This is a genomic window from Brevibacterium marinum (assembly GCF_011927955.1).
GTDB lineage: Bacteria > Actinomycetota > Actinomycetes > Actinomycetales > Brevibacteriaceae > Brevibacterium > Brevibacterium marinum.
Genome location: NZ_JAATJN010000001.1, coordinates 1895988 through 1921716 on the forward strand (window position 1 = coordinate 1895988; position 25729 = coordinate 1921716).

Genomic DNA, 25729 nt, shown 5'->3' on the forward strand with positions numbered 1-25729 from the left:
GGGGTGTCCTGTGTGTACTGGATCAGAGAACGCGGATGAAGGTGACGTCGCCCATCCAGCTGTAGCTGCGCTTCGAGGTGCCTGATCCCGGTGAGCCGGCATCGTACATCTGTCCGTCACCGGCGTAGATGCCGACGTGGCCCGGGTGCCAGATGATGTCACCGGGCTTGGCCTCCGACTGGGAGACGACCTTGCCTGCGCCCTTCTGTGCGCCCGAGTTGCGGGGCAGATCGACGCCGACCTTGCCGTAGACCCATTTGGTGTAACCGGAGCAGTCCCAACCGCTCTGCGAGGTACCGCCGAACACATAAGGAGTGCCGGTGCCCTTCTCGGCCCAGCTGATGACCTGTTCGGCCTTCGAGCCGTCCATCGATCCTGCATCGCCGGCTCCGGAGTCCTTGCTCTCGCCCTTGTCCGACTCGCCGCTGTCACCGGAATCCGAGGAGCCGGAGTTCGCCTGCTCTGTCTGTGCGGTCTCCGAGGATCCGCCCGATTCCTCTTCGTCGGTGGTCTCGACGGGTTCCGGCTTGGGCTTCGGTTTCGGAGCAGCCTCGGCAGTGATGGTCTCGACATCGGCGCTGAAGGAGGAGTCCTTCTTGTCCTTGTCTTTGTCCTTGGATTCGTCGCCTGCGCCGACGGTCGCGGTCTGGTTCTCGAACTCAACCTGCGTCTGTGCCTCTGATTCGGCGGAGACCGAGGCCTTGTCGTCGGCTCCCTGTCCTGCGGCCGGAAGAACGGCTGCCGTGAGCAGACCACCGCTGGCAGCGACAACGGCTGCGCGACGTCCGAAGACGGCGGAGTTGGCATTCAGGATGTCGGTCAGTTCGGTCAATGGAGTCTTGACCTTGGCTTCTGCGGCGCGGCGGCCATGCTGCTTACTTGCCACGTTTTCCTCTCGTCACCTATTGGGAAAGTCCCAACCGCCACATTTCGGTCCTCAGGTTGTTCGCGTCGAGTGTGGCGTGCGGTCCTCGGTGCGAAGTCGTCACTTTCGTGAACGACCTTCACAACTGTAACCAATCAGTGACCGATTGTCACGTTTTTGTTACAAACGTCGATATTTATCGTCAAGTCTGTAACACTCCAGGTCAGAGGCCTGAGATTGTGTGAAGCCTGTATAACATCCACATTCGTAGCCGCGGTCCCCAGGAGTGATTTGGCCCACTCCTCGCCCTGTTCATGAACGTTATATAACAGATCGGCGACGGCAGATTCGCAGGTCGTGACTGTGTGCGGTGGCGGCTCGTGACGGTGTGCGGAGGCGGCGGGTGGTTCAGGCTCCGGTCGCGACGGGGCGGCCGGGGTCCGAGGACCAACCCGACCAGCTGGCGGGGTAGAGGCTCGATTCGATGCCGAGGGTCGCCAGTGCCAGGGCGTTGTGACAGGCACTGACTCCGGATCCGCAGTAGACGCCGACGGGCTGGTCGAGCGCGCCGAGGTGGGAGAAGCGCGAGCGCAGGGATTCCTCGTCGAGGAATCGGCCGGCTGCGGTGTTCTCGCCGGCGGGGGCGCTCTTGGCGCCGGGGATGTGACCGGCCCGGGAGTCGAGGGGTTCGGTCTCGCCCCGGAAACGTTCGCCGGCACGCGCATCGAGTAGGACGCCTGTCCAGGCGGATGCGGCATCGGCGTCGATGACCGGCATCGAATCGGGTGTGATCGTGACTGTGCTCGGTCGCACGGGCTCGCCTGGACCGGTGGCCAGTTCGCCGCCGGCTGCGACGAATGCGCTGAGGCCGCCGTCGAGGACACGTGCCTTCAGGCCCGCCCACTGCAGCAGCCACCAGGCGCGGGCAGCGCCCTGACCCGAATTGTCGTCATAGACGACGACGTCGGTGAGCTGGTCGATGCCCCAGGCCCGGATCTGTTCCTGGAACTCTTCGGCGCTCGGCAGCGGGTGGCGTCCGTGGGTGGGGGCGTGCTCGGCGTGTGCGGCGAGTTCCGTATCAAGGTCGACGTAGATCGCTCCGGGGATGTGACCGGCGGCGAAGTCGTCCCGGCCATCGGGCTTCTGCAGTGTCCAGCGGACGTCGAGCAGCCTCGGCGTGGATCCGTCGTCCGAGAGGCGGGCGAGCAGTTCCTCGGCGGTGATGAGGACGTCGAAGCGTTTCATGGGGATTCTCCTGGTGGGTGGGTCGAAGGGGTTCAGCAGGGTTGGGTCAGGAGGACGACATGACGCTCGCCCAGGCGCGTGAACACCAGCGTCGCCTTGTCTCCCGACGGCAGTTTGAGCTGCCGCCTGACCTGGTCAGGAACGATATCAGCTCCACGCTTCTTGATCACGACCGAGCCGATGCCGCGGCTGATGAGCGCCTTGCGCAGATTCGGGATCTTCGCCGACAGAACGTCGGTGACCTCATAGGCGCTGACCCCGGCCGAGGCGGGTCCGGTGGGTTCGACGTCGCTGGTCAGGTACGCGATCTTCGGGTGGACACGGCGAGCCTGCAAGGGCCCGCACAGGGCGGTGACGAGCCCAGCGCGCACGATCGCGCCATCGGGTTCGAGGAGGTACCGGCCGAGTTCGCCGACCCCGTCCTCATCGTCGTCGGGCAGATCGTCTTCGTGGACGAGGAGCGTGCGCTCGCCCATCACGAGGGCGCTGCGACCGGGGCGCTGACGGGCGTTGCCGAAGTAGAGGCAGAGCTCGACGACCTCTCCCGCGTGGGAGACCCACTGCGCCTCGGCCTCGTCGGGGATGAGGCTGTGGTCGAGCCCGGGGCCGAGTTTGACTCCCGCGGACTTCGCCGCGATCGCCGTGTCGACGACCCAGGACAGCGAGGGGGAGAAATCCTCGGGATCGTAGATGCGTGCAGTGGCCCCGTGCGTGCTGCCCTTGTCCGTCGTCCGTCGAGCCGGATCGAACCACAGGGCGTCGAACTCGGAGGTGTCGACGTCCTCGGCACGGGCATGCTCGACCTCGGCATTGGCCAGGTGCCGGAGATTGAAGCTGGCGATGGCGGCGGTCACCTCGTCGGCATCAACGGCTGCGACCCGCGCACCCATTCCAGCGAAGGCGAAGGAGTCGGCGCCGATCCCGCAGCCCAGATCCGCGATCGTGGCCGGAGCATCGGCCGTGTCCCCGTCGGCGCTGTCGGCATGGTCAGCGTCGGTGCTGTCGGTGCCGGTGTTGTCGGCAGCGGTGTCGCGGCCGGTGTCTGCGCCCTCGCCGAGGAGGCGCCGGGCATGGTGCGCGGCCACGGGCAGTCGTGTGGCTTGGGCCAGGCCGTCGCGGGTGAACAGCATGTCTTCGGCGAACGGGCCGAGTTTCTTCACGGCTTCCTTGCGCAGCTGAGCCTGTGTGAGCAGGCCTGCGGTCACCTCGGCGGAAAACCCTTCTTTGCGCAGCGCCGATGATCGGGCGAGTTCGTCCGCAGGCAGGTCCTCGATCCGATCGAGCCGGTCGAGGACGGTGACGTCGAGGAGTTCGGTGAGTGTCTGCGGATCCATACCGTTCACCCTATCGCCCTGAGGTCAGTCGCAGGGCCGGCGATCCTCGGTCGTCCGGCGAGACGATGTTGCAGGACTATAAGGAAACGGTGAGAGGAGCGTTCGGTGATTGTGCCTGAGACCCAGTCATGTAAGTTGTTGGCTGTGACGTTATTGACCGCTCGCGACATTCGCGAAATCGCCGCTGACATGGGTCTGCGCCCGACCAAGCAGAAGGGGCAGAACTTCGTCATCGACCCCAATACCGTGCGCTCGATCGTCACATCCGCCGCGCTCGGCGACCACAGCAGCGTCGTCGAGATCGGTCCCGGTCTTGGGTCGCTGACCCTGGGCCTGTTGGAAGCCGGCCACCAGGTCACCGCCGTCGAGATCGATGAGGTCCTCGCCGCTCGCCTGCCCGCAACGGTGGCGAAGTACCAGACTCCCGCGATCGGCCGGCGAACCGAACCCGGCGCCGAGGCCGCGAACTTCGAGATCGTCAACGCCGATGCACTCAAGGTCACGAAGTTGCCGAGCGAACCGGACGCGCTGGTCGCGAACCTGCCCTACAACGTCGCGGTTCCCGTGCTCCTGCGCTTCCTCGAGATCTTCCCGAGCCTGAAATCCGTCCTCGTCATGGTTCAGCTCGAGGTCGCCGAACGTCTCGCGGCCGCCCCGGGGTCACGCACCTACGGTGTGCCCAGCGTCAAGGCCCAGTGGTACGGCGATGTCACCCTGGCCGGGCGCATCGGCAAGAACGTGTTCTGGCCGGCGCCGAACATCGACTCAGGGCTCGTCCACATCGGCGTGAATCGCCGACACCGCGACCCGGATGCGCGCCGCCGCCTGTTCGGCCTCGTCGACGCGGCCTTCGCCCAGCGACGCAAAACCCTGCGCGCGGCACTGTCGAGCTGGGCCGGCAGCCCCCAGCAGGCCGAGGAGCTGCTCCTGGCCGCCGATATCGATCCCAAGACCCGTGGCGAAGCCCTCGGCGTCGCGGACTTCGAACGCCTGGCCGCGACCGGCGTCGCTGAGTCGGGTGCTTCCACCGTGAGGCAGGACGCTGCCGCGTCGACTGCCTTCGCCACACCCGAATACGCACCCGACAGCACACCCGAATACGCACCCGACAGCACACCTACACAGGAAAGCCCGCAGTCATGAGCGCCCAGCTGCACTCGCGTCCGACGACCCTGACACCGGTGAAGGTGCAGGCGCCGGGCAAGATCAACGTCCACCTCGGCGTCGGCGGTTCCGGCGATGACGGCTACCACGAACTCGCGACGGTGTTCCAAGCTCTCAACCTCCATGAGACGCTGACCCTCATCCCCGGCGGCAGCTCATCGATCGTCGTCGGCGGACGCTACGGCGACGACGAAGTGCCCCAGGACGAAACGAACGTCGCCCGCAGGGCCATCAACCACCTCATCGCATCCCTCGAGGGCGAACGCGATGTCGACGTGCTGCGTGACCTCGACATCGTCATCGACAAACAGGTGCCCGTCGCCGGCGGTATGGGCGGAGGCTCGGCCGACGCCGCGGCGGCGCTGTGCGGCGCCGCCCACCTCATCGGGGGAGTGGATGACGCGGTCCTCCATGACTGCGCGGTCGACGTCGGCGCCGACGTCGCCTTCCTCCTCCGAGGGGGCACGGCCATCGGCTGCGGACGCGGGGAGAAACTCAGCCCCGTGCTCACCCGCGGGCAGTTCCACTGGGTCATGGCCACCTCGGCGAGGCAGCTGTCGACACCGGCGATCTACTCACGGTTCGACGAACTCATCCCGAACCCCGAACCGGCGGAGGTGCCCGCCGAGGTCCTCACGGCGCTCGCCGCCGGCGACCCGGACACCCTGGCGACCGCGGCCGGCAACGACCTCACCGATGCGGCGGTCTCGGCCCTGCCCGAACTCGCCGAGGTGATGGAGGCCGGGCGCGACGCCGGTGCACTCCTGCCCCTGATCAGCGGGTCGGGACCGACGATCGGCTTCCTCGCCCGCGACGCACATCACGCACTCGACCTCGCGGTCCTGCTCCAGGCCACACGTGGAGTCAAAGAAGCGCTGCGGACCACCGGTCCGGCTCCCGGCGCCCACGTGGTGTCGCAGAACTGATGCCCGAAGCCGAGTATCGCGGTATGAGCCGTGCAGAGGACGCACACACAGGCGGCCGGGCCGGCGGCGGCAATCTCCACGAGAGTCTCCTCAACTCGATCGGCATGGACATCGTCGCCGGAGCCCTGGCGGCGGGAACCGTGATCAGGACCGAAGAGCTGCGCGTGAGATACGAAGTCTCGCTGTCCGTGGTCCGCGAATCGGTGCGCGTGCTGGAGTCTCTGGGCATGGTCAAACCGATCCGCCGCCTCGGGCTCGTGATCCTGGCGATGGAGGAATGGACCATCCTCGATCCCTTGGTGGTGCGGTGGCGAATGGCTGCGACTCCGGAGGTCCAGCTGCGCTCACTGACCGAGCTGCGGGTCGCCATCGAACCGCAGGCCGCCTACCTCGCCGCGGTGCATGCCTCCGCCGACGCGGCCGAGGAGATCATGCGCTTGGCCGCGAGAATGCGCACCAGCGGACGCAAGGGTGAGGTCGAAGAGGTGCTCGAGGTCGATATCGCCTACCACCGCGCTGTCCTGCGGGCGGGCGGCAATGAGCTCTTCGCCTCCTTCGACTCGGTCGTCGCGGAGATCCTGAGTGGGCGCACCGACGCCGGGCTGATGCCGAAATTCCCCCACCCCGATGCGCTGCAGTGGCATTTCGACGTCGCCGACGCCATCGGCAACCGAGACCCCGAACGCTCCCATGCCGCGATGACGAAGATCATGACGCGGGCGTTCGCCGAGATGGAGGACGCCTGGGAGGGTCAGCCCCGCCTGGGGCCCGGCCGCTGAGACGGCGTCCGCCGAGACGGTTTCCGCCGAAGTGGTGCCCCCGCCGAAGCTGCGGGCGACTCAGAATGCGCCGGCGACGGCGTAGATGACCAGGCTGAAGCCGAAACCGACGAGGCCGAGGAGCGTCTGCGCCACGGTCCAGGTCTTCAGCGTGGTCTTCGTGTCCATGCCGAAGAACCGCGAGACCAGCCAGAACCCCGAATCGTTGACATGGCTGGCGAACACGGAGCCCGCGGCCAGGGACAGCACGATGGCGACGACCTGGAGGCTCGAGAAATCCGGGTTGTCGACCACCACCGGCTGCACGAGCGCCGCCGCTGTGGTCAGTGCGACCGTCGCCGAGCCTTGGGCGATGCGCACGATTGCTGCGATGACGAACCCGGCCACGATGACCGGCAGTCCCAAAGCCGCCAGGGAGTCGGCGATCGAATCGCCGATCCCGCTGGCACGCAGCACCCCGCCGAACATGCCGCCGGCTCCCGTGATGAGGATGATCGAACACACCGGCCCCAGCGCCGAGTCGACGATGTTCTCGACCATGCCGCGTCCCTTGTTCTTGCGCCATCCCAGCAGCCACATGGCCACCAGTACGGTGATGAGCAGGGCGATCGGGGTTTCGCCGAGCATCCGCAGGGTGGTGATCGTGGTGGATTCGGCGTCGATCCAGCCCGCCTGGCCGGCGAAGTCGAGACCGGTGTTGAGGAAGATGAGCACGAGCGGCAGAGCGAGCAGGACGACGACCGTGGAGAGCTTGGGTGAGGATCGGAAGTCGGCGAACTCACCGCCTCGGTCGTGTGCCAGAAGTGAGGGGACCGGGATGTCGACTCGCCTGCCGACGAAGAGTCCGAACAGGTATCCGCACAGATACCACGCGGGGACGGCGATGATGACACCGCAGATGAGGACGAGGCCGACGTTCGCTCCGAGGAGTCCGGATGCGGCCACGGGCCCAGGGTGGGGCGGGACGAAGATGTGCATCGCCGAGAAGGCGATCGCCGAAGGGAAGGCATAGAGCAGCATGGAGCCGCCGAGGCGCTTGGCCACGGTGAAGATGATCGGCAGCATGACGACGAGGCCGGCGTCGAAGAAGATCGGGAATCCGAACAGCAGAGAGGTCATCCCCAATGCCAGCGGTGCACGCTTCTCTCCGAAGGCTCTGATGAGCGCGTCCGTGAGCACCTGTGCCCCTCCGGAGAGCTCGAGCATCCGGCCGAGCATGGCCCCGAGACCCACAAGGAGTGCGACGCTGGCCAGGGTGGATCCGAAGCCCTCGTACATCACGGGCACGAGGTCGGCGGGGGCGATGCCGGCGGCCAGGGCGGTGATCACGCTGACCACCGCGAGGGCGACGAAGGCGTGAAGCCTGAAGCGGATGATGAGCAGGAGCAGGACGGCGATGGCGGCTGCGGCCATGCCGAGCAGCGCGGGGGCTGACAGCGTCCAGTTGAGATCGATATCGGTCACGGTTTCCTCTTCCTTGAGGGTCGGAGATGGTCAGGCGGTGGTCAGTCTGCGAATGGCAGGTGCTTGAGGATGTGGCGGGCGACTTCGTCCGGGGTCAGATCGATCGGTGCGAGCATATGCGCCTCCTCGGCAGAGAGTTCTTCCAGCGTCTCGAGCTGGGAGTCGATGAGCGTCGGAGACATGAATTCGTGTGAGCGGAAGGCGAGATGGTCGATGATGATCTCGCGGCTGCCGGTGAGATGGATGAAGAAGGTCTGTGGAGCCTTGACTCGCAGGTAGTCCCGATAGCTGCGTCGCAGCGCGGAGCAGGCGACGACGGGAGGCGGATCCGAAGTCAGTTCGCCTGCCACGGTCCTCAGCCACGGCCAGCGGTCCTCATCGTCGAGGGGGAGTCCCGCGTTCATCTTCGCCTTGTTGTCGCTGCTGTGGAGATCGTCGGCGTCGACGAAGGGGAGCCCGAGCTCCGCAGCCAGGCGACCGCCGATCAGCGTCTTCCCCGTGCCGGACACCCCCATGACGATAAGCGGGGGAAGATCCATCTCAAGCGGCCTCTCGTAAAAATATGATGATATTGCTAAACTGCGATGAATAAATCAGATTTATAAAATCTAAATGAGCCGCGTGCAACTGTCAACCACGAAGAAGAGGATTGGGAATGACTGCGGAAGTGGGCGTGATCGGCACCGGGGTGATGGGATCGAATCTCGCGAGGAACCTCGCACGGAATCTGGCCGACCGGGCAGGCGCGCGTGTCGCCGTCTACGATCGTGACGTCGGTCGGGCTCGGGCAGTGGCGCAGGAGCATCCGGACGCCGACTTCCTCGTCGCCGAGTCGCCGGCGGATCTGGCGGACAGACTGTCCGGCCCACGCGTGGCGATCCTCATGGTCAATGCGGGGCCGGCCACGGACTCGGCGATCAGCGATCTGCTGCAGGTGTTCGAAGCCGGAGACATCATCGTCGACGGCGGAAACTCACTGTTCACCGACAGCATCTCCCGCGGCAGGCAGGCAGAGGCGGCCGGCATCGAATTCGTCGGGGTCGGCATCTCCGGTGGAGAGATCGGGGCACTCGAGGGACCGTCGATGATGGTCGGCGGTACCGAGCTCGCCTGGGCCAGGCTGCGCCCGATACTCGAACCCGTCGCCGCTGAGGCGAACCGGGAGTCCTGCATCGCACACGTGGGCACCGACGGGGCCGGCCACTTCGTCAAAATGATCCACAACGGCATCGAATACGCGGACATGCAGCTCATCGCCGAGGCCTTCGCCGTCCTGCGCGGCAGGCTCGGTCTCACCCCGCCCGAGATCGCCGAGGTGTTCAGGGAATGGAACCTGGGCGATCTGGAGTCCTACCTCATCGAGATCACCGCCGAGGTCCTCGCCCACACCGATGAGGCCACGGGCGAGGCGTTCGTCGACATCATCGCCGATTCGGCCGGGGCCAAGGGGACCGGTGGGTGGACGGTGAAGACCGGCCTCGACCTCGGAGTTCCCGTTTCCACCATCGCCGAGGCGGTCTCGGCTCGGTCTCTGTCCGCGGCATCCGTCCTGCGATCGTCCGGCCCTGCCCTCGACGGTCCCCGCCCCACGGCCGGCGGGGCGCGGGACGACGGCACCGCCGCCTCGGCGATCAAGGAACCCGACGCTGTCGTCGAGACGGTGCGCAGGGCACTGTTCACGGGCAAGATCCTCGCCTATGTGCAGGGCTTCCACGAGATCGCCGCAGGGTCACAGGAATACGGATGGACCACCGACCTCGGCGAGGTCGCCAGGATCTGGAGGGCCGGGTGCATCATCAGGGCCAGGTTACTCGACCGGATCGCGGGGGCCTACGAGACGGACCCGGACCTGAGCTCGCTGCTGGCCGATCCGCACGTCCAGGACGCTCTCAACGCGGGACAGCAGTCGCTGCGTGAGGTCGTCGCGGATGCAGCCACCCACGGCGTTCCGGTGCCGGCGCTGGCCTCGGCGCTGGGATACTTCGACGGGATCCGCACCACCCGGGCTTCGGCCGCTCTGGTGCAGGCACAGCGTGACTTCTTCGGCTCCCACACCTACGCACGCGCGGACAGGGCCGGAACCTTCCATACCCTGTGGGCGGGCGATCGCAGCGAAACGAAGCTGTGACCGGCGCAGAGGTGCACCCTTGGCCTCGCAGGAGCGGCGGCCGTCGTCTCTGCAGTCGGGCGACAGTGGCCCGAAGCCGTCTGACGTGGCAATGTGGGTGACATGACTTTGCCACATGAAGATGTTGACCCCAACGGACTGCTCGAATACTCGGTGGTCTTCACCGACCGATCGCTGAACCACATGTCGGGTCGGTTCGTGTCCGTGATGCAGGACATCAACCGCGTCCTGCGCGAGGCCTACGACGCCCACAGTGTGGCGATCGTTCCCGGCGGCGGCAGCTATGCCATGGAATCCGTGGCCCGGCAGCTCGCCACCGGCCAGAAATGCCTCGTCGTGCGCAACGGGCTGTTCTCCTTCCGCTGGTCACAGATCCTCGACGCCGGGTCCATCGCGAGTGAGACGACCGTGCTCAAGGCCTCACCGCTCAGCGACGAGCACCAGTCGGCCTGGGCTCCCGCCCCCACCGCCGAGGTGGTCGCCGCCATCGAGTCCGAACGTCCGGCCGTCGTGTTCGCTCCCCATGTCGAAACCGCCTCCGGTATGCTCCTGCCCGACGACTACATCCGCCAGGTCGCCGAGGCGGTCCACAGTGTGGGCGGCATCTTCGTCCTCGACTGCATCGCCTCGGGCGCGGTCTGGGCCTCGCAGGAGAAGCTGGGCGTCGACGTTCTCATCAGCGCCCCGCAGAAGGGGTGGAGCGGATCGCCCTGCGCCGGTTACGTCATGCTCAGCGAGGCCGGTCGGGCCGCGGTCGAGGAGTCCACCTCGACGAGCTTCGCCATGGACCTGAAGAAGTGGCTGTTCATCGCCGACGAATACGAAGAGGGTCGGGCGCCGTACCACGCGACCATGCCCACCGATTCGCTGGCACACAATGCCACGGTCATGCTCGAGACCGAACAGATCGGCTTCGACAAGCTCTCGGCGGCACAGTTCGAGCTCGGAGACCGGGTTCGCAAGGTCTTCTCCGACCGCGGACTGCCCTCGGTCGCGGCACCCGAGTTCGCCTCACCCAGCGTGGTCGTCGTCCACACGGATGACCCGAAGCTGGCCACAGGTGCGCAGTTCAAGGAAGCCGGAGTCCAGATCGCTGCCGGAGTTCCCCTGCAGTGCGACGAACCCGAAGACTTCTCGAGTTTCCGGATCGGTCTCTTCGGCCTCGACAAGCTCGGCGACATCGCCGGCTCGATCTCGCGCCTGGAGGCCGCACTCGACTCGATCGGCGTGACGCCGCAGGGCTGAGGTCCGCGCACTCGACTCCGAGTGCTCGTGCACCGACGCGAGTCTCACCGCACACCAAGAGCGCCGAAACATCCCGCTGCACAGGGTGGTTTCGGCGCTCTTGGTGCGTGATGCCTGTCCGCCGCGGTATCGACAGTGAAGGTCCCTGCACCACTGGCAGAGCACAGGAACCACAAATACACTGTGCCAATGACTCAGAAGGAACAGCGCCGACGACTGGGGGCGAATGATCTCGACCTCGAAGACGAACTGGTCGATGAAGCAACCGGGACTGTGGTCGCGGGTGCGAAGCGTCTGAACCGGAAATGGCCGGAGCTCATCGTCACCGGATTCTTCGGCGGCGTCGACGTCGGCCTGGGCATTCTGGCGATGGTGCTGGTCAAACAGACGACGGGTTCGGATGTGCTGGCCGGTCTTGCATTCGGCATAGGTCTGCTGGCGCTGAAGCTTGCTCACTCGGAACTGTTCACTGAAGAGTTTCTGCTGCCCATCAATGCAGTGATCGCAGGTCAGGCCAAGGTGCTTCAGATAGTTCGCCTGTGGGCGGTGACCCTCGTGACGAACTTGGTCGGAGGCCTGGCCTTCGCCGGGCTGATGGTGCTGGCGCTGCCCGACTATCATTCGACGATGATCGACACCGCCGTCAAGTACATGGACCAGTCGTCATTGGTGGGAATGATCGCATTGTCGCTCTTGGCCGGTGCCACCGTCACTCTGTCGACGCGGATGTCGCAGGGGACCTCGAACGACGTCGTCCTCGCCATCGTCAGTTTGGCATCCGGCCTGTTGCTCATCGGTCTCGGCATGCTCCACGGCGCTCTCAACGCGATCGTCATCTTCGCAGCCATGTTGGCCGGGGCGGACATCTCGATGGTGGACCTGCTGAAATGGTTTGCGATCGTCATCCCGTTCAATATGCTCGGTGGGCTGGCTCTCATCACTCTGCCCAGGGTCGTGCGCACATATCGTGTGCTTCGCGCAGTGCGCCAGGGCTCGGTCTCCCTGGAAGACCTTGAACGCCAGGCCGAGTAGCGCGGCTGACCACTGCCGGTCAGCGGTCAGCCGCGATCATGCCACGTGCAGCGTCTCCTCCCGGCCCGGCTTGCCACGTGCAGCGTCTCCTCCCGGCGCCAGGATGCCACGTGCAATGTCTCGCCCTGTCCCCAGTTATTCATACAGGTACCACCGCCAACAACACTCAGCGCCATAACCTCTCCGTGCAGCACGAGGTTATGGCGCTGAGTGTGCGTGGTGCCGCCTGAGGCACACGACCCGGACTCAGCCAGGCGCGACCTGCGCTCAGGCGGTGCTGCCGAGGGCGACCACATTGTCGGCGAGTCGTTCGTTGTCGCCGTACATGAAGTGGTTCTTCATATTCTCCGAGAAGCGGCTGGCCTCGGTGTTCAGCCCGACCGCCTCGGCGACCTCACGGATGTGCATCGGTGTCGCGCCGCAGCACACGCCGATGTAGTTGACGCCCAAGTCGTAGACTTCCCTGGCGAAGGAGCCGATCTCGTAGCGGTTCGTCTGCAGCGGATCGAGGGCCGTGGGGAAGGTGCGCTCGTGCGGGGACTGCACTGCGGCCAGGGGATCGGAGAGGTTGAAGAAGGTCGGTTCGTCCTCGGTCGTGCGATAGGGGATCGGCAGGGCGCCGACGTGACAGGACACCGCCGCGCGGATCTCCTTCAGCCACGGCAGCATCGTCGCGGGACCGCGGAAGCAGTTGAGGCCGACGACGTCGACGCCCAGCTGTTCGAGTCTCTGAGCCGTCTCGACGATTCCGACGCCGTCGGCCATCTCCTGGAAGGCCATGGGTGCGAGGGTGAGGACCACGGGCAGTCCGCTGGCCGTGGCGACCTCGGCCGCGGCGATGGCCTCACCGGCGAAGTAGAAGGTCTCACCGATGATGAGATCGGCGCCCTCGTCCACGGCCCAGCCGACCATTTCGGCGAACATCGCACGCACCTCGGCCTGGCGGTCGGGGCTCTCGGGATCCCAGATGTTCGAGTTCGAGATGTTTCCGGCCATGAAGTTGCCCGGTTCGGCATCGGCGACGCTGCGCGCGATCTGCAGGGCGGAGCGATTGAGCGGCTCTAGGAGGTCCTCCTTGCCGATGACCCGCATCTTCTCACGGTGGCCGTTGTAGGTGAAGGCCTCGACGATGTCCGAACCGGCCCGCTGGAAGTCCACGTGCAGGGATCGCAGGGCGTCGGGGAATTCGAGGGCGACTTCGGGCACGAATTCTCCGGCGGACAGGTAGCCGCGCTTCTCGAGCTCGAACAGGAAGCCTTCGGCGCAGATCACGGGGCCGGCATCGAGGCGATCGGTCAGGGCGTTGCTGGTGGTCATGGTTCTCTCCGTTTGGAAGGTAGAGGACAGGCGATTGAACCGCGCAGGCTGAACACCTGGGCTCTACGCATACAACCAGTTCCGCCGACGTTGCCGACGTCACATCGACATAATCGAGTCATATGACGCTCGGAGACGTTCTCGGCGGCTCCGCTGTCTCGACCCGCCGAGCAGGCGGACTACGAAGACGTCTTCTCCGAGTGCCCGCCCGCTTTCGTGCGCAGCGGGGCGAACGGTTTGAGCAGCAGGTTGGTCACGGTCGACGAATACCAGCGCAGGCTCCGTTCGAACGGTGACCACGACAGCACGTACGTGGTGAGCAGGGCCAACAGGAGACAGATGCTCAGGACGATCGGAGCGCTGTAGACATCCAGACTGTCGTCGAGGAGGGGTTGGAAACCGCGGACGACGAATCCGTGGATGACGTAGATGGCCAGGCTGTGACGGCCGATCTTGGCGATGAGGTTGTCCTTCTCGCCGACCCACATGAGCAGCATGAGAGTCATGAGCAGGGCACCGATGTCGACGATGAGCCGGAGGCCGACGCCTTCGGGGATGCTGACACCGAAATGAGCGAAATTGAGGCTGCCGTACAACCAGTGGTGATCGACCTCGTCGAGGTAGAAGTAGCCGATCGTGCCCAAGGCGGCCGCGGTGAAGAACAGCTTCTGCCAGATGCGCAGGCCGCCCGCCCAGTTGAGGATCTGCTTGCCGTAGAGCTTGCCGACGACGAAGAAGGGCCAGAAGATCATCGACCGTGAGGCCGAGAGCTCCGTGTCGAGCAGCGGCAGGATGCCGCCGAAGAGTCCCACCACCACCGAGGTGACGAGGAGCGTGCGTGGGAAACGTTCGATGAAGGGAACGGTGATGATCCAGTACGCCATCGACAGCAGGAACCACGAGTACCAGAACGGAGTCAGGAAGCTGTAGTCGGCATCGAGTTCGAACAGCCACAGCCACCCCCACATCAGGGGCAGCACGGTGAACAGCAGCACGAGGAATGTCAGTACGCGTTCGGGCAGCCTCGTCGACTTGGCCGTGATGCCGGCGAGGAAGACGAAGGCCGGCATGTGGAAGGAGTAGATGAGGTACATCGGCGCACTGAGGACCTCGTCATCCCATGGCCCCGTTCGGGCCAGCAGGTGGCCGAGGACGACGGCGAAGATGAGGATGCCTTTGGCGCGGTCCAAGCGGTGATCTCGTGTGGGCACCACGCCACGATAGCGCGTCATCCGCTCAAACCTAAAGATTTCATACCGCAGACAGCCCGGAGTCAGGGCGCGTTCAGCTCCCGCGAGCCGGGTTCAGCCGGCGCAGGCCACGCAGGTCGCAGCGTAGGGACGGACTTCGAGTCGCACCTCTGCGATGGGATTCCCACAGTTCGTGCAGATGCCGAAGGTGCCGTCATCAAGCCTCGCCACCGCCTCGGCGATGGAGGTCAGACGCTCCTCGGCCTGGCGCAGGAGGGTGTCGGTCTGTGATCGTTCGAACGCGAGCGTCGAACCTTCCGGGTCATGTTCGTCGTCGCTGTTGTCGCCCTCGCGTGCAGCCGAGAGATCATGGATGACCGAGCTCAGGGATCTGATCAGCTCCCTCGTGTCGGACTCCTCGGCAGACAGAAGTCGGCGCGCCCGGTCCATGTCGACCATCAGGCGCCCCTCACATCGACCATCAGGCGTCCAACGTCTCGGTGGTCTCGAGCCAGCGCTCCTCCAGCTCGCTCATCTCGTCCTTGAGCTCATTGAGCGAGGCGGTGAGGGCGGCCAGACCCTCGAAGTCGGTCTGATCGTGTTCGGCCATCTCCTCGTGGGCGCGGGTGATCCGCTTGCTCAGCTTGTCCATGCGGCGCTCGAGCGAGGCGAGCTCCTTCTTCGCCGCCCTGACCTCGGGACCGGAGAGCCCGGAAACTCCCTCGGCGGCTGTTTCGGACGAGTTCGCATCCGATGGGTCCACGCCCGAGACGTTTCCCTGCGCGCAGCCGGACTTGGCACTCCGGGCACGCAGCTTGAGGTATTCGTCGACCCCGCCGGGCACGTGCCGCAGGCCCTTGTCGAGGATCGCGTACTGCTGATCGGTGACGCGTTCGAGCAGGTACCTGTCGTGGGAGACGACGATGAGGGTGCCCGGCCAGGAGTCGAGCAGGTCCTCCATCGCGGCCAACATATCGGAGTCGACGTCATTGGTCGGTTCGTCGAGGATGATGACATTGGGTTCGGACATGAGCAGCAACAACAGCTGCAGCCGGCGCTTCTGCCCACCGGAGAGGTCCTTGACCCGGGCCGAGAGGTGCTCCTTGGCAAAGCCCAGACGCTCCAGAAGCTGGGCCGGAGTGTAGTCCTTGCCCTCGATCGTGAAGTTCGTCTTCGACTCCGACAGGACGTCACGCACCCTCTGCCCGCCGATGGCGGCCAGATCCTTGAACTGCTGGTCGAGGACGCCGACTTCGACGGTCTTCCCACGTTTGACCCGGCCCTCGCTCGGTTCGATCTCTCCGGAGACGAGGCTGAGCAGGCTCGACTTGCCGGCGCCGTTGGGTCCGAGGATTCCGGTGCGTTCTCCGGGCCCGATCCGCCACGTGACGTCGGAGAGGATCTGCTGGTCACCGAAGTTCAGCGAGACGTCGAGGAGGTCGACGACGTCCTTGCCCAGGCGGGCGGTCGCCATCTTCTTCAGCTCGATCGGATTGCGCACCTCGGGGACGTCGGCGATGAGCTGGTTTGCGGCTTCGACCCGGAACTTCGGCTTCGACGTCCGGGCAGGAGCGCCTCGGCGCAGCCACGCCAGCTCCTTGCGCATGAGGTTCTGGCGCTTCTGCTCCGTTGCCGCCGCGATCCGGTCGCGTTCGACGCGTTGGAGGACGTAGGCGGCGTAACCGCCTTCGAACGGCTCGACGATCTGGTCGTGGACCTCCCACGTCTTGTTGCAGACCTCATCGAGGAACCACCGGTCGTGAGTGACGAGCAGCAGAGCCCCGGCATTCTTCGCCCACCGGTTCTTGATGTGTCCGGCCAGCCAGGAGATGCCGTCGACGTCGAGGTGGTTCGTCGGCTCGTCGAGGATGAGCAGGTCCCAGTCGCCGATGAGCAGGGCCGCCAGTGCCACTCGGCGGCGCTGACCGCCGGAGAGGCTGCCGACGGTGGCCGTCCAGTCGAGATCGGCGATGAGGCCTGCGATGATGTCGCGGGCTTTCGCGTCGCGGGCCCATTCGTGGTCGGCCATGTCACCGACGACGGAGTATCCGACGCTGGCCTCGGAGTCCATGGTGTCACGTTGGCTGAGCATGCCCAGGCGCATGCCGCCGCGGTAGGTCACGCGACCGGAATCGGGTTCGATGGTGCCGGCGAGCATTCCCAGCAGGCTCGACTTGCCGTCGCCGTTGCGGCCGACGATGCCGATCATGTCCCCCGCGTCGACGCCGAGCGTGACGGAATCGAAGACGATGCGGGTGGGGTATTCGAGGTGCAGGGCTTCGGCCCCGAGAAGATGTGCCATAACGTCTCCCAGCCTAGAGCACGCGTGGTCGAGCATGTGCGGACGGCATGGTCGAGCATGTGCGAGCGCCGAAGCGGGAGCGGACGAACATGAAGTTATGTTGCGTTTTCATATCGGTGTCGTCGATTCAGGTGCTAAGCGCGCCTGAGGCGTGCCCGAATTGAATTAGACTGACGGAAAATTCATCGAAATATGACCGATCATCCAGTGGTTTCACAAACTCGGCGGAGGACTCCGTGCCTCGATCGTCGTCATTGCTGATCGGGAGAAATGAGAAAACGTGAAGAAGCTCGTATCCGCGGTGTCGATTGCCGCCGCATCCGCCCTCGTGCTCTCCGCCTGCGGTTCAGGCGAGGGGTCCGGCAGCGCCGAGGACTTCCTCGGCTGCATGGTCTCCGACTCCGGCGGCTGGGACGACCAGTCATTCAATCAGTCCGGCCGCGAGGGTCTGCAGGCGGCGGTGGACAACCTCGGCATCCAGGAGAAACTGGCCGAATCCCAGGGTGATGCCGACTTCGGTCCCAACGTCGACAACATGGTCCAGCAGGGCTGCAACCTGACCTTCGGCGTCGGGTTCCTCCTCGAGGACTCGATCCAGGAGGCCGCCGAGGCGAACCCCGACCTCAACTTCGCACTCATCGACTCGACGTTCTCCGACGCGGACGGCAACCCCGTCACCATCGACAACGCGAAACCACTTGTCTTCAACACCGCCGAGGCGGCCTACCTCGCCGGCTACGTCGCCGCAGCGACATCGGAGACCGACAAGGTCGGCACCTTCGGCGGGATGCAGATCCCCTCGGTGACCGTGTTCATGGACGGCTTCGCCGACGGTGTGAAGAAGTTCAACGAAGACAACGACAAGGACGTCAAACTCCTCGGCTGGAACAAGGAGAAGCAGGATGGTTCCTTCTCCGGCGACTTCGAGAACCAGGGGCAGGGCCAGGCGCTGACCAAGCAGCTCATCTCCCAGGGAGCCGACATCATCATGCCGGTCGCCGGTCCCGTCGGACTCGGAGCGGCGGCGGCCGCGAAGGAAGCCGGGGACGTCAAGCTCGTCTGGGTCGACTCCGACGGCTACGAGTCCACCGAATACGGCGACATCATCCTCACCTCGGTGGTCAAGCAGATCGCCAACTCCGTCGAGGACACGGTCGCAGAAGCCCAGGACGGCGACTTCAGCTCCGAGCCCTATGTCGGCACCCTCGAGAACGAAGGCGTCGGACTCGCTCCCTACCACGACTTCGAGGACAAGGTGTCCGAGGACGTGAAGAAGGACGTCGAGGAGCTCAAGAAGCAGATCATCGACGGCTCTCTGACCGTGGATTCCGAGAACTCGCCGAAATAGGCGAATAGGTTAAACTGCAGGGCCGAAGCTTTTCGGCCCTGCAGTTTTCGAATTTGTGAGGAGTACCGGAAGCAGTGAAACTCGAGCTTCGCGGGATGACCAAGGTGTTCGGATCGTTCGTGGCCAACGACCACATCGATCTCACCATCGAACCGGGCGAGATCCACGCCCTGTTGGGTGAGAACGGCGCCGGAAAATCCACCATGATGAACGTCCTCTACGGCCTCTACGCCGCCGACGGGGGACAGATCCTCATCGACGAGGAACCCGTAACCTTCGACGGGCCCGGTGACGCCGTGGCCGCCGGCATCGGCATGGTCCACCAGCACTTCATGCTCGTCCCCGTCTTCACGGTCGCCGAATCGGTGGCGCTCGGCTACGAGCCGACGAAGAGCCTGGGCCTGATCAACCTCGCCGAGGCGCGCCAGAAGGTCATCGAGATCTCCTCCCGGTTCAACTTCAACATCGACCCCGACGCCCTCATCGAGGACCTGCCCGTCGGTGCTCAGCAGCGCGTGGAGATCATCAAGGCGCTGTCCCGCGATGCAAAGATCCTCATCCTCGACGAGCCCACCGCGGTGCTCACGCCGCAGGAGACGGATGAGCTGATCTCGATCATGCGCCAGCTCAAGGAGCAGGGCACCTCGATCGTCTTCATCACCCACAAGCTCCGCGAGGTCCGGGCGATCGCCGACTCCATCACGGTCATCCGCCGCGGCAAGATCGTCGGCGAGGCCTCCCCGGACTCCACCGAGGCGGAGCTGGCCAGCCAGATGGTCGGCCGTGCCGTGTCCCTGACCACCGAGAAGGACGCCGCCGATCCCGGCGATGCGACCTTCAAGGTCAGGAACCTCACCCTGGTCGACAAAGCCGACAACATCGTCGTCGACGATGTCAGCTTCGACGTCCGCCGAGGCGAGATCCTGGCCGTCGCCGGTGTGCAGGGCAATGGGCAGACGGAGTTGGCGGAGACGATCATCGGTCTGAGCGAACCGCGCTTGGGCACGGTCACCCTCGACGGGAAGAACCTCATCGGACGGTCGGTCAAGGAACGTTTGGGAGCGGGCATCGGCTTCGTGCCCGAGGACCGGTCCACGGACGGCATCATCGCCGAGTTCGCGATCCGCGAGAACATGATCCTCGACGTCTACGACCGCCCTCCCTACGCCAAGGGTTTCAACCTCAAGACCGCTGTCATCACGGAAGAGGCGAAGCAGAAGGTCGAGGAGTTCGACATCCGCCTCGGCAGCGTCGTCGACCCGATCGCGACCCTGTCCGGCGGCAACCAGCAGAAGGTCGTCCTCTCCCGCGAACTCGGCCGTGAACTGCGCCTCTTCATCGCCAGCCAGCCCACCCGCGGCCTCGACGTGGGGTCGATCGAGTTCGTCCACAAACGCGTCATCGCCGAACGGGACGTCGGTACGCCCTGTCTCATCGTCTCGACCGAACTCGACGAGGTCTACGGAATCGCGGACCGGATCGCCGTCATGTACTCGGGCCGCATCGTCGGCGTCGTCGGTGCCGATACCTCACGGGAGGCCCTGGGGCTGATGATGGCCGGGGTACCGGCCGACGAGGCATTCGCCGCCACGGCGGCGTCCGAAGACTCGGCCAGCACAGCGGCACCCGCCTCGACGACCGATGAGGGACCGGCGCCCACCTCGGCGGAGGAGACGAAATGACGACTGACACCTCCCCAGCGACACCACCGCCGGCACCGCCTCCGAACGCCGAGGCGGAGCCGGACAAGGAGCAGAATCTGCTCCAGGAGATCCTGTCCGGCTCATGGCTGGTCTCGGTCCTCGCGATCGTACTCGCCCTTCTGCTCGGCGGTGTGCTCATCGCCGTGTCCAACGCCGAGATCGTCGCGGCGGCGGCGAACTTCTTCGCGGCCCCGGGCTCCTTCTTCTCCACCCTGTTCTCCACCGTCGGCGAGGCCTACTCTGCACTGTTCCGCGGTGCGGTCTTCGACTGGAACGCCCGTACCACGGAACGGGCGATCCGCCCACTGACCGAATCCCTGGTCAGCGGCACCCCGCTCATCCTCACCGGGCTCGGCATCGCCATGGCCTTCCGCTGCGGACTGTTCAACATCGGCGGGCAGGGGCAGGTCATCCTCGGCGCCACCATCGCCGGCTACCTCGGCTACGCCCTCGAGCTGCCGCCGGTCGTGCACATGCTCATCGCCACCCTCGGCGGAATCATCGGCGGCGCGATCTGGGCCGGCATCGCCGGCGTCCTCAAGGCGCGGACCGGAGCCAACGAGGTGATCGTGACGATCATGCTCAACTCCATCGCCGGGTATCTGTTGGGCTACCTGCTCAAGCAGGGCTGGTTCACCCACACCACCTCGGCGAATCCGCAGTCCAGGGCCATCGACGACTCCTCACAGATGTTCCTGCTGCTGCCGCCTCCGTTCCGACTGCACTTCGGATTCATCCTCGCCATCCTCGCGACGATCTTCGTGTGGTGGCTGCTGGAGCGGTCGACGATCGGATTCGAATTCAAGGCCGTCGGCGCCAACCCGCACGCAGCGCGGACCGCGGGCATCTCCGTGGCCAAGGTGACCATCACCGTGATGGTCGTCGCCGGTGCACTCGCCGGACTCGGCGGAGCGGCTCAGGTGCTCGGCACGGAGGGCAAACTCACCGGCGGAATCAGCGGTTCGATCGGTTTCGACGCGATCACCGTCGCGCTGCTGGGACGGTCCAAACCCTGGGGAACATTCCTGGCGGGTCTGCTGTTCGGCGCGTTCAAGGCCGGCGGCTATCTCATGCAGTCGCAGACCGGGACCCCGATCGACATCGTCCTCGTCGTCCAGTCCGTCATTGTCCTGCTCATCGCGGCCCCGCCGCTGGTGAGGTCGATCTTCCGGTTGCCCACACCGGTGCTCAAGCGGAAGGAGGCCTGACATGAGCGCTCAGACCGCGGAAGCAACACCCGCGAACCAGCTCAAGTCGCTGACCCCGATCACGTGGAAGTTCCCGATCGTGTACACGATCCTGGCGCTCGTGTCGCTGATCTCCTTCGGCATCATCGGCCGTGACGGGCAGACGACCTTCAGGATCGCGACCGGGGGAGACCTCTTCGCGATCCCCGACGTGGTCGTGTCCTCGACCGTGGCCGGACTGATCCTCTCCCTGATCCTCGTGGTGATGGCGGCCGCCTCGATCTACTTCGCGATCCGACGCGTCACCCTGGCCGGATGGTTCCCGATGGTCTTCGGCATCATCTTCGTCGTGTCCTTCCTCGCCTGGGCCGGTGGCGGCAGCGGTGGGGTGATCCCGCTGACCACACTGCTGGCCGGTGCCCTGGCACTGTCCGTGCCGCTGATCTTCGGCGCCATGTGCGGGCTCGTCGGCGAACGCTCGGGCATCATCAACATCGCCATCGAGGGTCAGCTGCTGGCGGGTGCGTTCCTCGCCGCCGTCGTCGCTTCGGTGGTCAAGAACCCCTATGCGGGACTGCTGGCGGCACCGATCGCCGGTGCGCTGGTGGCCGTCATCCTCACGTTCTTCGCGGTGAAGTACTGGGTCAATCAGATCATCATCGGCGTGGTCCTCAACGTGCTCGTCGTCGGAGTCACCAGCTTCCTCTATTCGACGGTGCTCTCCGAGGACCCCGAGCTGTGGAATGCCCGGCAGAAGCTTCCCGACCTGCCGATCCCACTGCTGTCGGACGTTCCCCTCGTGGGCCGGGTGCTCTTCGACCAGAACATCCTCGTCTATATCATGTATGTCGTCGTCATCGCCCTCCAGATCTTCGTGTTCCGTTCGAAGTGGGGCCTGCGCATGCGGGCGGTCGGCGAGCACCCGAAGGCCGCCGACACCGTGGGCATCAAGGTCAATTTCACCCGCGTGCGCAACACGCTGATGGCCGGTGCGATCGCGGGCCTCGGCGGTGCCTTCTTCACCGTCGGATCCGGGTTGGCCTTCGGCAAGGAGATGTCGGCGGGACAGGGCTACATCGCTCTGGCGGCGATGATCCTCGGCAAATGGAACCCGAAGGGCGCCCTGCTCGCGGCCCTGCTGTTCGGCTTCTCCAAGAGTTTGGGCAACACCCTGCAGTCCATCGGAACCCCGGTGGCCAACGAGCTGCTGCTCATGCTTCCCTATATCGTCACGGTTCTCGCCGTCGCCGGATTCGTCGGTCGGGTCCGCCCGCCGGCGGCCGAAGGCGTGCCGTACGTGAAATAGTCCAATACTGAAGAGAGAGGTATCCCCTATGACTTCTGCAGATGTCGAAGCCTCTGAACACGTGTGGAGCGTGGAACCCACCCCCGTCTCGGTCGACGATCTGTCCGAGGGCACCTGGTCGCTGCTGCGGGACGAGGCGAGGCGAGCGATGGGCTTCGCCTACGTTCCGTACTCGTCCTATCCCGTGGGCGCGGCGGCGCTCGTCGACGATGGGCGCATCGTCAGCGGCGCCAATATCGAGAATGCCTCGTTCGGGGTCACGCTGTGCGCCGAATGCTCCCTCGTCTCCGACCTGTTCATGTCCGGTGGCGGGCGGCTCGTGGCCTTCGACTGCGTTGACGGTGCGGGCCAAACCCTGGTTCCGTGCGGACGCTGCCGCCAACTACTGTTCGAACACGGCGGCAATGACCTGATCCTCAACATGCCCAGCGGCAGAGAGCCCATGTCGGTGGTGCTGCCCGAGGCCTTCGGGCCGGATCACCTCAGCCGTGTCGGGCGCGGGGACGAGGCCGGCCCGCACAGCGTCCCCAAGCACTGAACCCGATATCGCCGAGGTGGTACCGCCACCTCGGCGATCAGCTGTGACCACACGAACGGCCACCCCAAGAACGGTCACATCCCGAGACCGGCCGTCACCAGACCGGTCACCAGCAGAGAACGAAGGATTGAGAACGTGAGTGTAGAGGCATTCGATGCCGTCGACGTCATCGCAGCCAAACGCGATGGCCGCACCCTGAGCAGAGCCCAGATCGACTGGGTCATCGACGCCTACACCCGTGGAGTCGTCGCCGATGAGCAGATGGCCGCGCTGGCCATGGCGATCTTCATCAACGACATGGAATCGGCCGAGATCGCTCACTGGACGCAGGCGATGATCGCATCGGGCGAACGGATGGACTTCTCGTCCCTGTCGCGGCCGACCTCGGACAAGCATTCGACCGGAGGAGTCGGGGACAAGATCACCCTGCCCCTGGCCCCGCTCGTCGCGGTCTTCGACGTCGCCGTCCCGCAGCTGTCCGGTCGCGGTCTGGGCCACACCGGGGGAACCCTCGACAAGCTCGAATCCATTCCGGACTGGCAGGCGGGCCTGAGCAATGAGGCGATCCTCGCCCAGCTCGAGAACCTCGGCGCGGTCGTCTGCGCCGCAGGGTCCGGCCTGGCCCCGGCGGACAAGAAGCTCTACGCACTGCGCGACACCACCTCGACGGTCGACTGCATTCCGCTCATCGCCTCGTCGATCATGTCGAAGAAGATCGCGGAGGGCACCGAGGGGCTCGTCCTCGACGTCAAGGTCGGATCCGGGGCTTTCATGAAGGACCTGGCCAAGGCGCAGAAGCTGGCGCGGACCATGGTCGACCTGGGCACGGATGCCGGGGTCAGCACCTCGGCGCTGCTGACGGACATGTCGACGCCGTTGGGGCTGACGGTCGGCAATGCACTCGAAGTCCGCGAATCCGTCGAGGTCCTCGCCGGTGGCGGGCCCTCCGACGTGGTTGACCTGACGGTGGCCTTGGCTGAGGAGATGCTGCGCCTGGCCGGTAAGACCGACGTCGATGTGCGTGCGGCCCTGTCCGACGGCCGGGCCATGGACGTGTGGAAGAAGATGATCCGGGCCCAGAACGGTGACCCCGATGCTGCGCTGCCCGTGGCCGAGCACACGGAGATCGTCCCGGCGCCGACCTCAGGAACGCTGAGCAAGCTCGACGCGCTGGCCGTCGGAGTCGCCTCCTGGCGACTGGGCGCCGGACGGGCCCGCAAGGAGGACCCGGTCCAGGACGTGGCCGGCATCGAACTCCACGCCAAACCCGGTGACAGCGTCACCGCCGGCCAGCCGCTGATGACCCTGCACACGGCAACACCCGAACACTTCGCCCGCGCGATCGAATCGCTCGAGGGCGCCGTCGAGATCGGGGGCGACCTCAGCGCGGTCTCCGAGTCGATCGTGCTCGAGAAGATCAGTTGAACCACAGCACCAATCATCACCGTAAGAACCACCCTGGAGGACAACCATGACCAACCGCACCGACGTCGCCGCCATCATCGACCACACGCTGCTCAAGCCCGAAGCCACCCCGGCCGACGTCGAGGCATTGGTGTCGGAGGCGAAGGAGCTCGGTGTGCTCGCCATCTGCGTGTCCCCGTCGATGCTGCCCGTCACCGATTCCGGTGAGCTGATTGTCGCCACGGTCGTCGGCTTCCCGTCCGGTCAGGTCAAGGCAGAGATCAAGGCCGCCGAGGCTGCCCGTGCAGTCTCCGATGGTGCCGACGAGGTCGACATGGTCATCAACGTCGGCCAGGCCATCGCGGGAGACTTCGACGCCGTCGAAGCTGATATCAGTGGCGTCGTCGCCGCCAGCGAAAGCTCTCTGGTCAAAGTCATCATCGAGTCCGCAGCACTGACCGATGAGCAGATCGTCGAGGTCTGCCGCCGCGCCGAGGCTGCCGGGGCAGGCTTCGTCAAGACCTCCACGGGTTTCCACCCTGCCGGTGGAGCCAGCGCGCACGCTGTCTCCCTCATGTGCGAAACCGTGGGGGATCGTCTCGGCGTCAAGGCCTCCGGGGGAATCCGCACGGTCGAAGCAGCCGAGGAGATGATCGCTGCGGGAGCCTCGCGTCTGGGGCTGTCCGGGTCCGCTGGGATCCTCGAGGAGTTGCAAGGCTGAAGGACGAGGCCTCGTTCAACGCTGAGTCAGGGTTTCGCTGTTGCCTCGATGCGAAAACCTGATTCAGGATGGAACGACGAAGAGCGGACGCACACGGATTCAGGTCCAGTGGTGGCTCGGTCCGCTCAGAGGTCCAGGGCGGAGCGGACCTTGGCGATGGCTTTCTGCGCTGTTCGCTGCTTGATCAGACCCTCTTTGGCGTGGGCGGCGATGCCGATCGTCGATGACTGAGCGTCGACGACGATGATGACATAGGCCGGGTTCAGCGATCCGACTCCCGAACCGACGATGCCGCGAAGCGTCACCACCGCATCGTCCTGCGAGTCGACCGAACGACCCTGCTGCGTTGGAGGCGTCATCTGCCAGTGTCGCGAGAACACGCTGCTGTTCAGCGGGCGCAATGTCGATCACCTCTCGAGCAGTCTCCGTCTTCAGCCGTTTGGCGGACCACTTGGCACCATGGCGTCCCCCTCCGAAGACCGAGGACTTCGCACCCAGGCCGCCGAGCAGCTCGGCGAGGACATCGTCGAT

General features: G+C 65.4%; 23 protein-coding genes and 1 pseudogene. 13 read left to right on the forward strand and 11 right to left on the reverse strand.

Annotated elements, in window-relative coordinates; translation table 11 throughout:
* Positions 1 to 22: 22 nt before the first annotated feature.
* The 4 genes and pseudogenes from BKA07_RS08305 to BKA07_RS19980 all read right to left on the reverse strand — a co-directional run.
* Positions 23 to 886, reverse strand: a complete 864-nt coding sequence (locus BKA07_RS08305; RefSeq protein WP_167950489.1) for an NlpC/P60 family protein — start codon at positions 884 to 886, stop codon at positions 23 to 25.
* A gap of 387 nt (positions 887 to 1273) precedes the next feature.
* Entirely contained in the window at positions 1274 to 2110 is an 837-nt protein-coding gene (locus BKA07_RS08310) for a sulfurtransferase (RefSeq protein WP_167950490.1), read from the reverse strand.
* A gap of 32 nt (positions 2111 to 2142) precedes the next feature.
* Entirely contained in the window at positions 2143 to 2481 is a 339-nt protein-coding gene (locus BKA07_RS19925) for a THUMP-like domain-containing protein (protein ID WP_425339352.1), read from the reverse strand.
* A 390-nt stretch (positions 2482 to 2871) separates the two neighbouring features.
* Positions 2872 to 3444, reverse strand: a pseudogene (locus tag BKA07_RS19980) (class I SAM-dependent methyltransferase); the annotation flags it as partial.
* Positions 3445 to 3588: 144 nt separating this feature from the next.
* On the opposite strand from BKA07_RS19980, the gene rsmA reads away from it, so the two are divergent.
* The 3 genes from rsmA to BKA07_RS08330 are packed head-to-tail and all read left to right on the forward strand — an operon-like array spanning position 3589 to position 6313.
* Entirely contained in the window at positions 3589 to 4587 is a 999-nt protein-coding gene (rsmA, locus tag BKA07_RS08320) for a 16S rRNA (adenine(1518)-N(6)/adenine(1519)-N(6))-dimethyltransferase RsmA (RefSeq protein WP_167950492.1), read from the forward strand.
* Positions 4584 to 5534: a 4-(cytidine 5'-diphospho)-2-C-methyl-D-erythritol kinase gene (locus BKA07_RS08325; RefSeq protein ID WP_167950493.1), complete on the forward strand. Its 951-nt coding sequence runs from the start codon at positions 4584 to 4586 to the stop codon at positions 5532 to 5534. The genes rsmA and BKA07_RS08325 overlap by 4 nt, the downstream gene beginning before the upstream one ends.
* Positions 5535 to 5557: 23 nt before the next feature.
* Entirely contained in the window at positions 5558 to 6313 is a 756-nt protein-coding gene (locus tag BKA07_RS08330; RefSeq protein WP_167950494.1) for a FadR/GntR family transcriptional regulator, read from the forward strand.
* Between the two features lie 60 nt (positions 6314 to 6373).
* Here BKA07_RS08330 and BKA07_RS08335 read toward each other — a convergent pair whose 3' ends face one another.
* Both BKA07_RS08335 and BKA07_RS08340 read right to left on the reverse strand, forming a co-directional pair.
* Positions 6374 to 7777 (reverse strand): GntP family permease, encoded by a 1404-nt coding sequence (locus BKA07_RS08335; RefSeq protein WP_342449017.1) that lies wholly within the window; start codon positions 7775 to 7777, stop codon positions 6374 to 6376.
* Positions 7778 to 7818: 41 nt separating this feature from the next.
* On the reverse strand, positions 7819 to 8316 hold the full coding sequence (locus BKA07_RS08340) for a gluconokinase (protein WP_167950495.1): 498 nt from the start codon (positions 8314 to 8316) through the stop codon (positions 7819 to 7821).
* Positions 8317 to 8432: 116 nt separating this feature from the next.
* On the opposite strand from BKA07_RS08340, the gene gndA reads away from it, so the two are divergent.
* The 3 genes from gndA to BKA07_RS08355 all read left to right on the forward strand — a co-directional run bounded on the left by gndA (position 8433) and on the right by BKA07_RS08355 (position 12182).
* The gene (gene gndA / locus BKA07_RS08345) at positions 8433 to 9905 is read left to right on the forward strand and encodes an NADP-dependent phosphogluconate dehydrogenase (protein WP_167950496.1); all 1473 of its coding nucleotides are present in this window, start codon (positions 8433 to 8435) and stop codon (positions 9903 to 9905) included.
* A 102-nt stretch (positions 9906 to 10007) separates the two neighbouring features.
* Positions 10008 to 11150, forward strand: a complete 1143-nt coding sequence (locus tag BKA07_RS08350; protein WP_167950497.1) for a pyridoxal-phosphate-dependent aminotransferase family protein — start codon at positions 10008 to 10010, stop codon at positions 11148 to 11150.
* Positions 11151 to 11339: 189 nt separating this feature from the next.
* A complete protein-coding gene (locus BKA07_RS08355) occupies positions 11340 to 12182 on the forward strand; it encodes a formate/nitrite transporter family protein (RefSeq protein ID WP_167950498.1) in 843 nt (280 codons plus the stop codon).
* Between the two features lie 267 nt (positions 12183 to 12449).
* Here BKA07_RS08355 and BKA07_RS08360 read toward each other — a convergent pair whose 3' ends face one another.
* From BKA07_RS08360 to BKA07_RS08375, 4 genes are all read right to left on the reverse strand, one after another.
* Entirely contained in the window at positions 12450 to 13499 is a 1050-nt protein-coding gene (locus BKA07_RS08360; protein ID WP_167950499.1) for a homocysteine S-methyltransferase family protein, read from the reverse strand.
* Between the two features lie 179 nt (positions 13500 to 13678).
* Positions 13679 to 14710 carry an acyltransferase family protein gene (locus BKA07_RS08365; RefSeq protein WP_167950500.1) on the reverse strand — a complete coding sequence of 344 codons (1032 nt, stop codon included), beginning with the start codon at positions 14708 to 14710 and terminating at the stop codon, positions 13679 to 13681.
* Between the two features lie 93 nt (positions 14711 to 14803).
* Entirely contained in the window at positions 14804 to 15148 is a 345-nt protein-coding gene (locus BKA07_RS08370) for a TraR/DksA family transcriptional regulator (RefSeq protein ID WP_167950501.1), read from the reverse strand.
* A gap of 22 nt (positions 15149 to 15170) precedes the next feature.
* Entirely contained in the window at positions 15171 to 16991 is a 1821-nt protein-coding gene (locus BKA07_RS08375; RefSeq protein ID WP_167950502.1) for an ABC-F family ATP-binding cassette domain-containing protein, read from the reverse strand.
* 280 nt (positions 16992 to 17271) lie between these two features.
* Between BKA07_RS08375 and BKA07_RS08380 the strand changes: the two genes are divergently transcribed.
* The 7 genes from BKA07_RS08380 (at position 17272) to deoC (ending at position 25198) form a co-directional block, all read left to right on the forward strand.
* Positions 17272 to 18339, forward strand: a complete 1068-nt coding sequence (locus BKA07_RS08380) for a BMP family ABC transporter substrate-binding protein (protein ID WP_167950503.1) — start codon at positions 17272 to 17274, stop codon at positions 18337 to 18339.
* Between the two features lie 74 nt (positions 18340 to 18413).
* Positions 18414 to 20021, forward strand: a complete 1608-nt coding sequence (locus BKA07_RS08385) for an ATP-binding cassette domain-containing protein (protein WP_167950504.1) — start codon at positions 18414 to 18416, stop codon at positions 20019 to 20021.
* A complete protein-coding gene (locus BKA07_RS08390; protein WP_167950505.1) occupies positions 20018 to 21250 on the forward strand; it encodes an ABC transporter permease in 1233 nt (410 codons plus the stop codon). The genes BKA07_RS08385 and BKA07_RS08390 overlap by 4 nt, the downstream gene beginning before the upstream one ends.
* A gap of 1 nt (position 21251) precedes the next feature.
* Complete coding sequence (locus BKA07_RS08395) at positions 21252 to 22535, forward strand: ABC transporter permease (protein ID WP_167950506.1); 1284 nt, start codon at positions 21252 to 21254, stop codon at positions 22533 to 22535.
* A 28-nt stretch (positions 22536 to 22563) separates the two neighbouring features.
* A complete protein-coding gene (locus tag BKA07_RS08400; RefSeq protein ID WP_167950507.1) occupies positions 22564 to 23073 on the forward strand; it encodes a cytidine deaminase in 510 nt (169 codons plus the stop codon).
* A 135-nt stretch (positions 23074 to 23208) separates the two neighbouring features.
* Positions 23209 to 24498: a thymidine phosphorylase gene (locus BKA07_RS08405; protein WP_167950508.1), complete on the forward strand. Its 1290-nt coding sequence runs from the start codon at positions 23209 to 23211 to the stop codon at positions 24496 to 24498.
* 46 nt (positions 24499 to 24544) lie between these two features.
* The gene (deoC, locus tag BKA07_RS08410) at positions 24545 to 25198 is read left to right on the forward strand and encodes a deoxyribose-phosphate aldolase (RefSeq protein WP_167950509.1); all 654 of its coding nucleotides are present in this window, start codon (positions 24545 to 24547) and stop codon (positions 25196 to 25198) included.
* A gap of 125 nt (positions 25199 to 25323) precedes the next feature.
* Here the strand turns inward: deoC and BKA07_RS08415 are convergent, their stop codons facing one another.
* The gene (locus tag BKA07_RS08415) at positions 25324 to 25557 is read right to left on the reverse strand and encodes a hypothetical protein (protein WP_167950510.1); all 234 of its coding nucleotides are present in this window, start codon (positions 25555 to 25557) and stop codon (positions 25324 to 25326) included.
* Positions 25558 to 25729 lie beyond the last annotated feature (172 nt).

Bases quoted from the DNA above. Each gene is read 5' to 3' on its own strand.
- BKA07_RS08310 (WP_167950490.1), bottom strand. From the start codon at position 2,110: ATGAAACGCTTCGACGTCCTCATCACCGCCGAGGAACTGCTCGCCCGC.
- BKA07_RS08325 (WP_167950493.1), top strand. From the start codon at position 4,584: ATGAGCGCCCAGCTGCACTCGCGTCCGACGACCCTGACACCGGTGAAG.
- BKA07_RS08330 (WP_167950494.1), top strand. From the start codon at position 5,558: ATGAGCCGTGCAGAGGACGCACACACAGGCGGCCGGGCCGGCGGCGGC.
- BKA07_RS08340 (WP_167950495.1), bottom strand. From the start codon at position 8,316: ATGGATCTTCCCCCGCTTATCGTCATGGGGGTGTCCGGCACGGGGAAG.
- gndA (WP_167950496.1), top strand. From the start codon at position 8,433: ATGACTGCGGAAGTGGGCGTGATCGGCACCGGGGTGATGGGATCGAAT.
- BKA07_RS08350 (WP_167950497.1), top strand. From the start codon at position 10,008: ATGACTTTGCCACATGAAGATGTTGACCCCAACGGACTGCTCGAATAC.
- BKA07_RS08355 (WP_167950498.1), top strand. From the start codon at position 11,340: ATGACTCAGAAGGAACAGCGCCGACGACTGGGGGCGAATGATCTCGAC.
- BKA07_RS08360 (WP_167950499.1), bottom strand. From the start codon at position 13,499: ATGACCACCAGCAACGCCCTGACCGATCGCCTCGATGCCGGCCCCGTG.
- BKA07_RS08370 (WP_167950501.1), bottom strand. From the start codon at position 15,148: ATGGTCGACATGGACCGGGCGCGCCGACTTCTGTCTGCCGAGGAGTCC.
- BKA07_RS08375 (WP_167950502.1), bottom strand. From the start codon at position 16,991: ATGGCACATCTTCTCGGGGCCGAAGCCCTGCACCTCGAATACCCCACC.
- BKA07_RS08390 (WP_167950505.1), top strand. From the start codon at position 20,018: ATGACGACTGACACCTCCCCAGCGACACCACCGCCGGCACCGCCTCCG.
- BKA07_RS08395 (WP_167950506.1), top strand. From the start codon at position 21,252: ATGAGCGCTCAGACCGCGGAAGCAACACCCGCGAACCAGCTCAAGTCG.
- BKA07_RS08400 (WP_167950507.1), top strand. From the start codon at position 22,564: ATGACTTCTGCAGATGTCGAAGCCTCTGAACACGTGTGGAGCGTGGAA.
- deoC (WP_167950509.1), top strand. From the start codon at position 24,545: ATGACCAACCGCACCGACGTCGCCGCCATCATCGACCACACGCTGCTC.
- BKA07_RS08415 (WP_167950510.1), bottom strand. From the start codon at position 25,557: ATGACGCCTCCAACGCAGCAGGGTCGTTCGGTCGACTCGCAGGACGAT.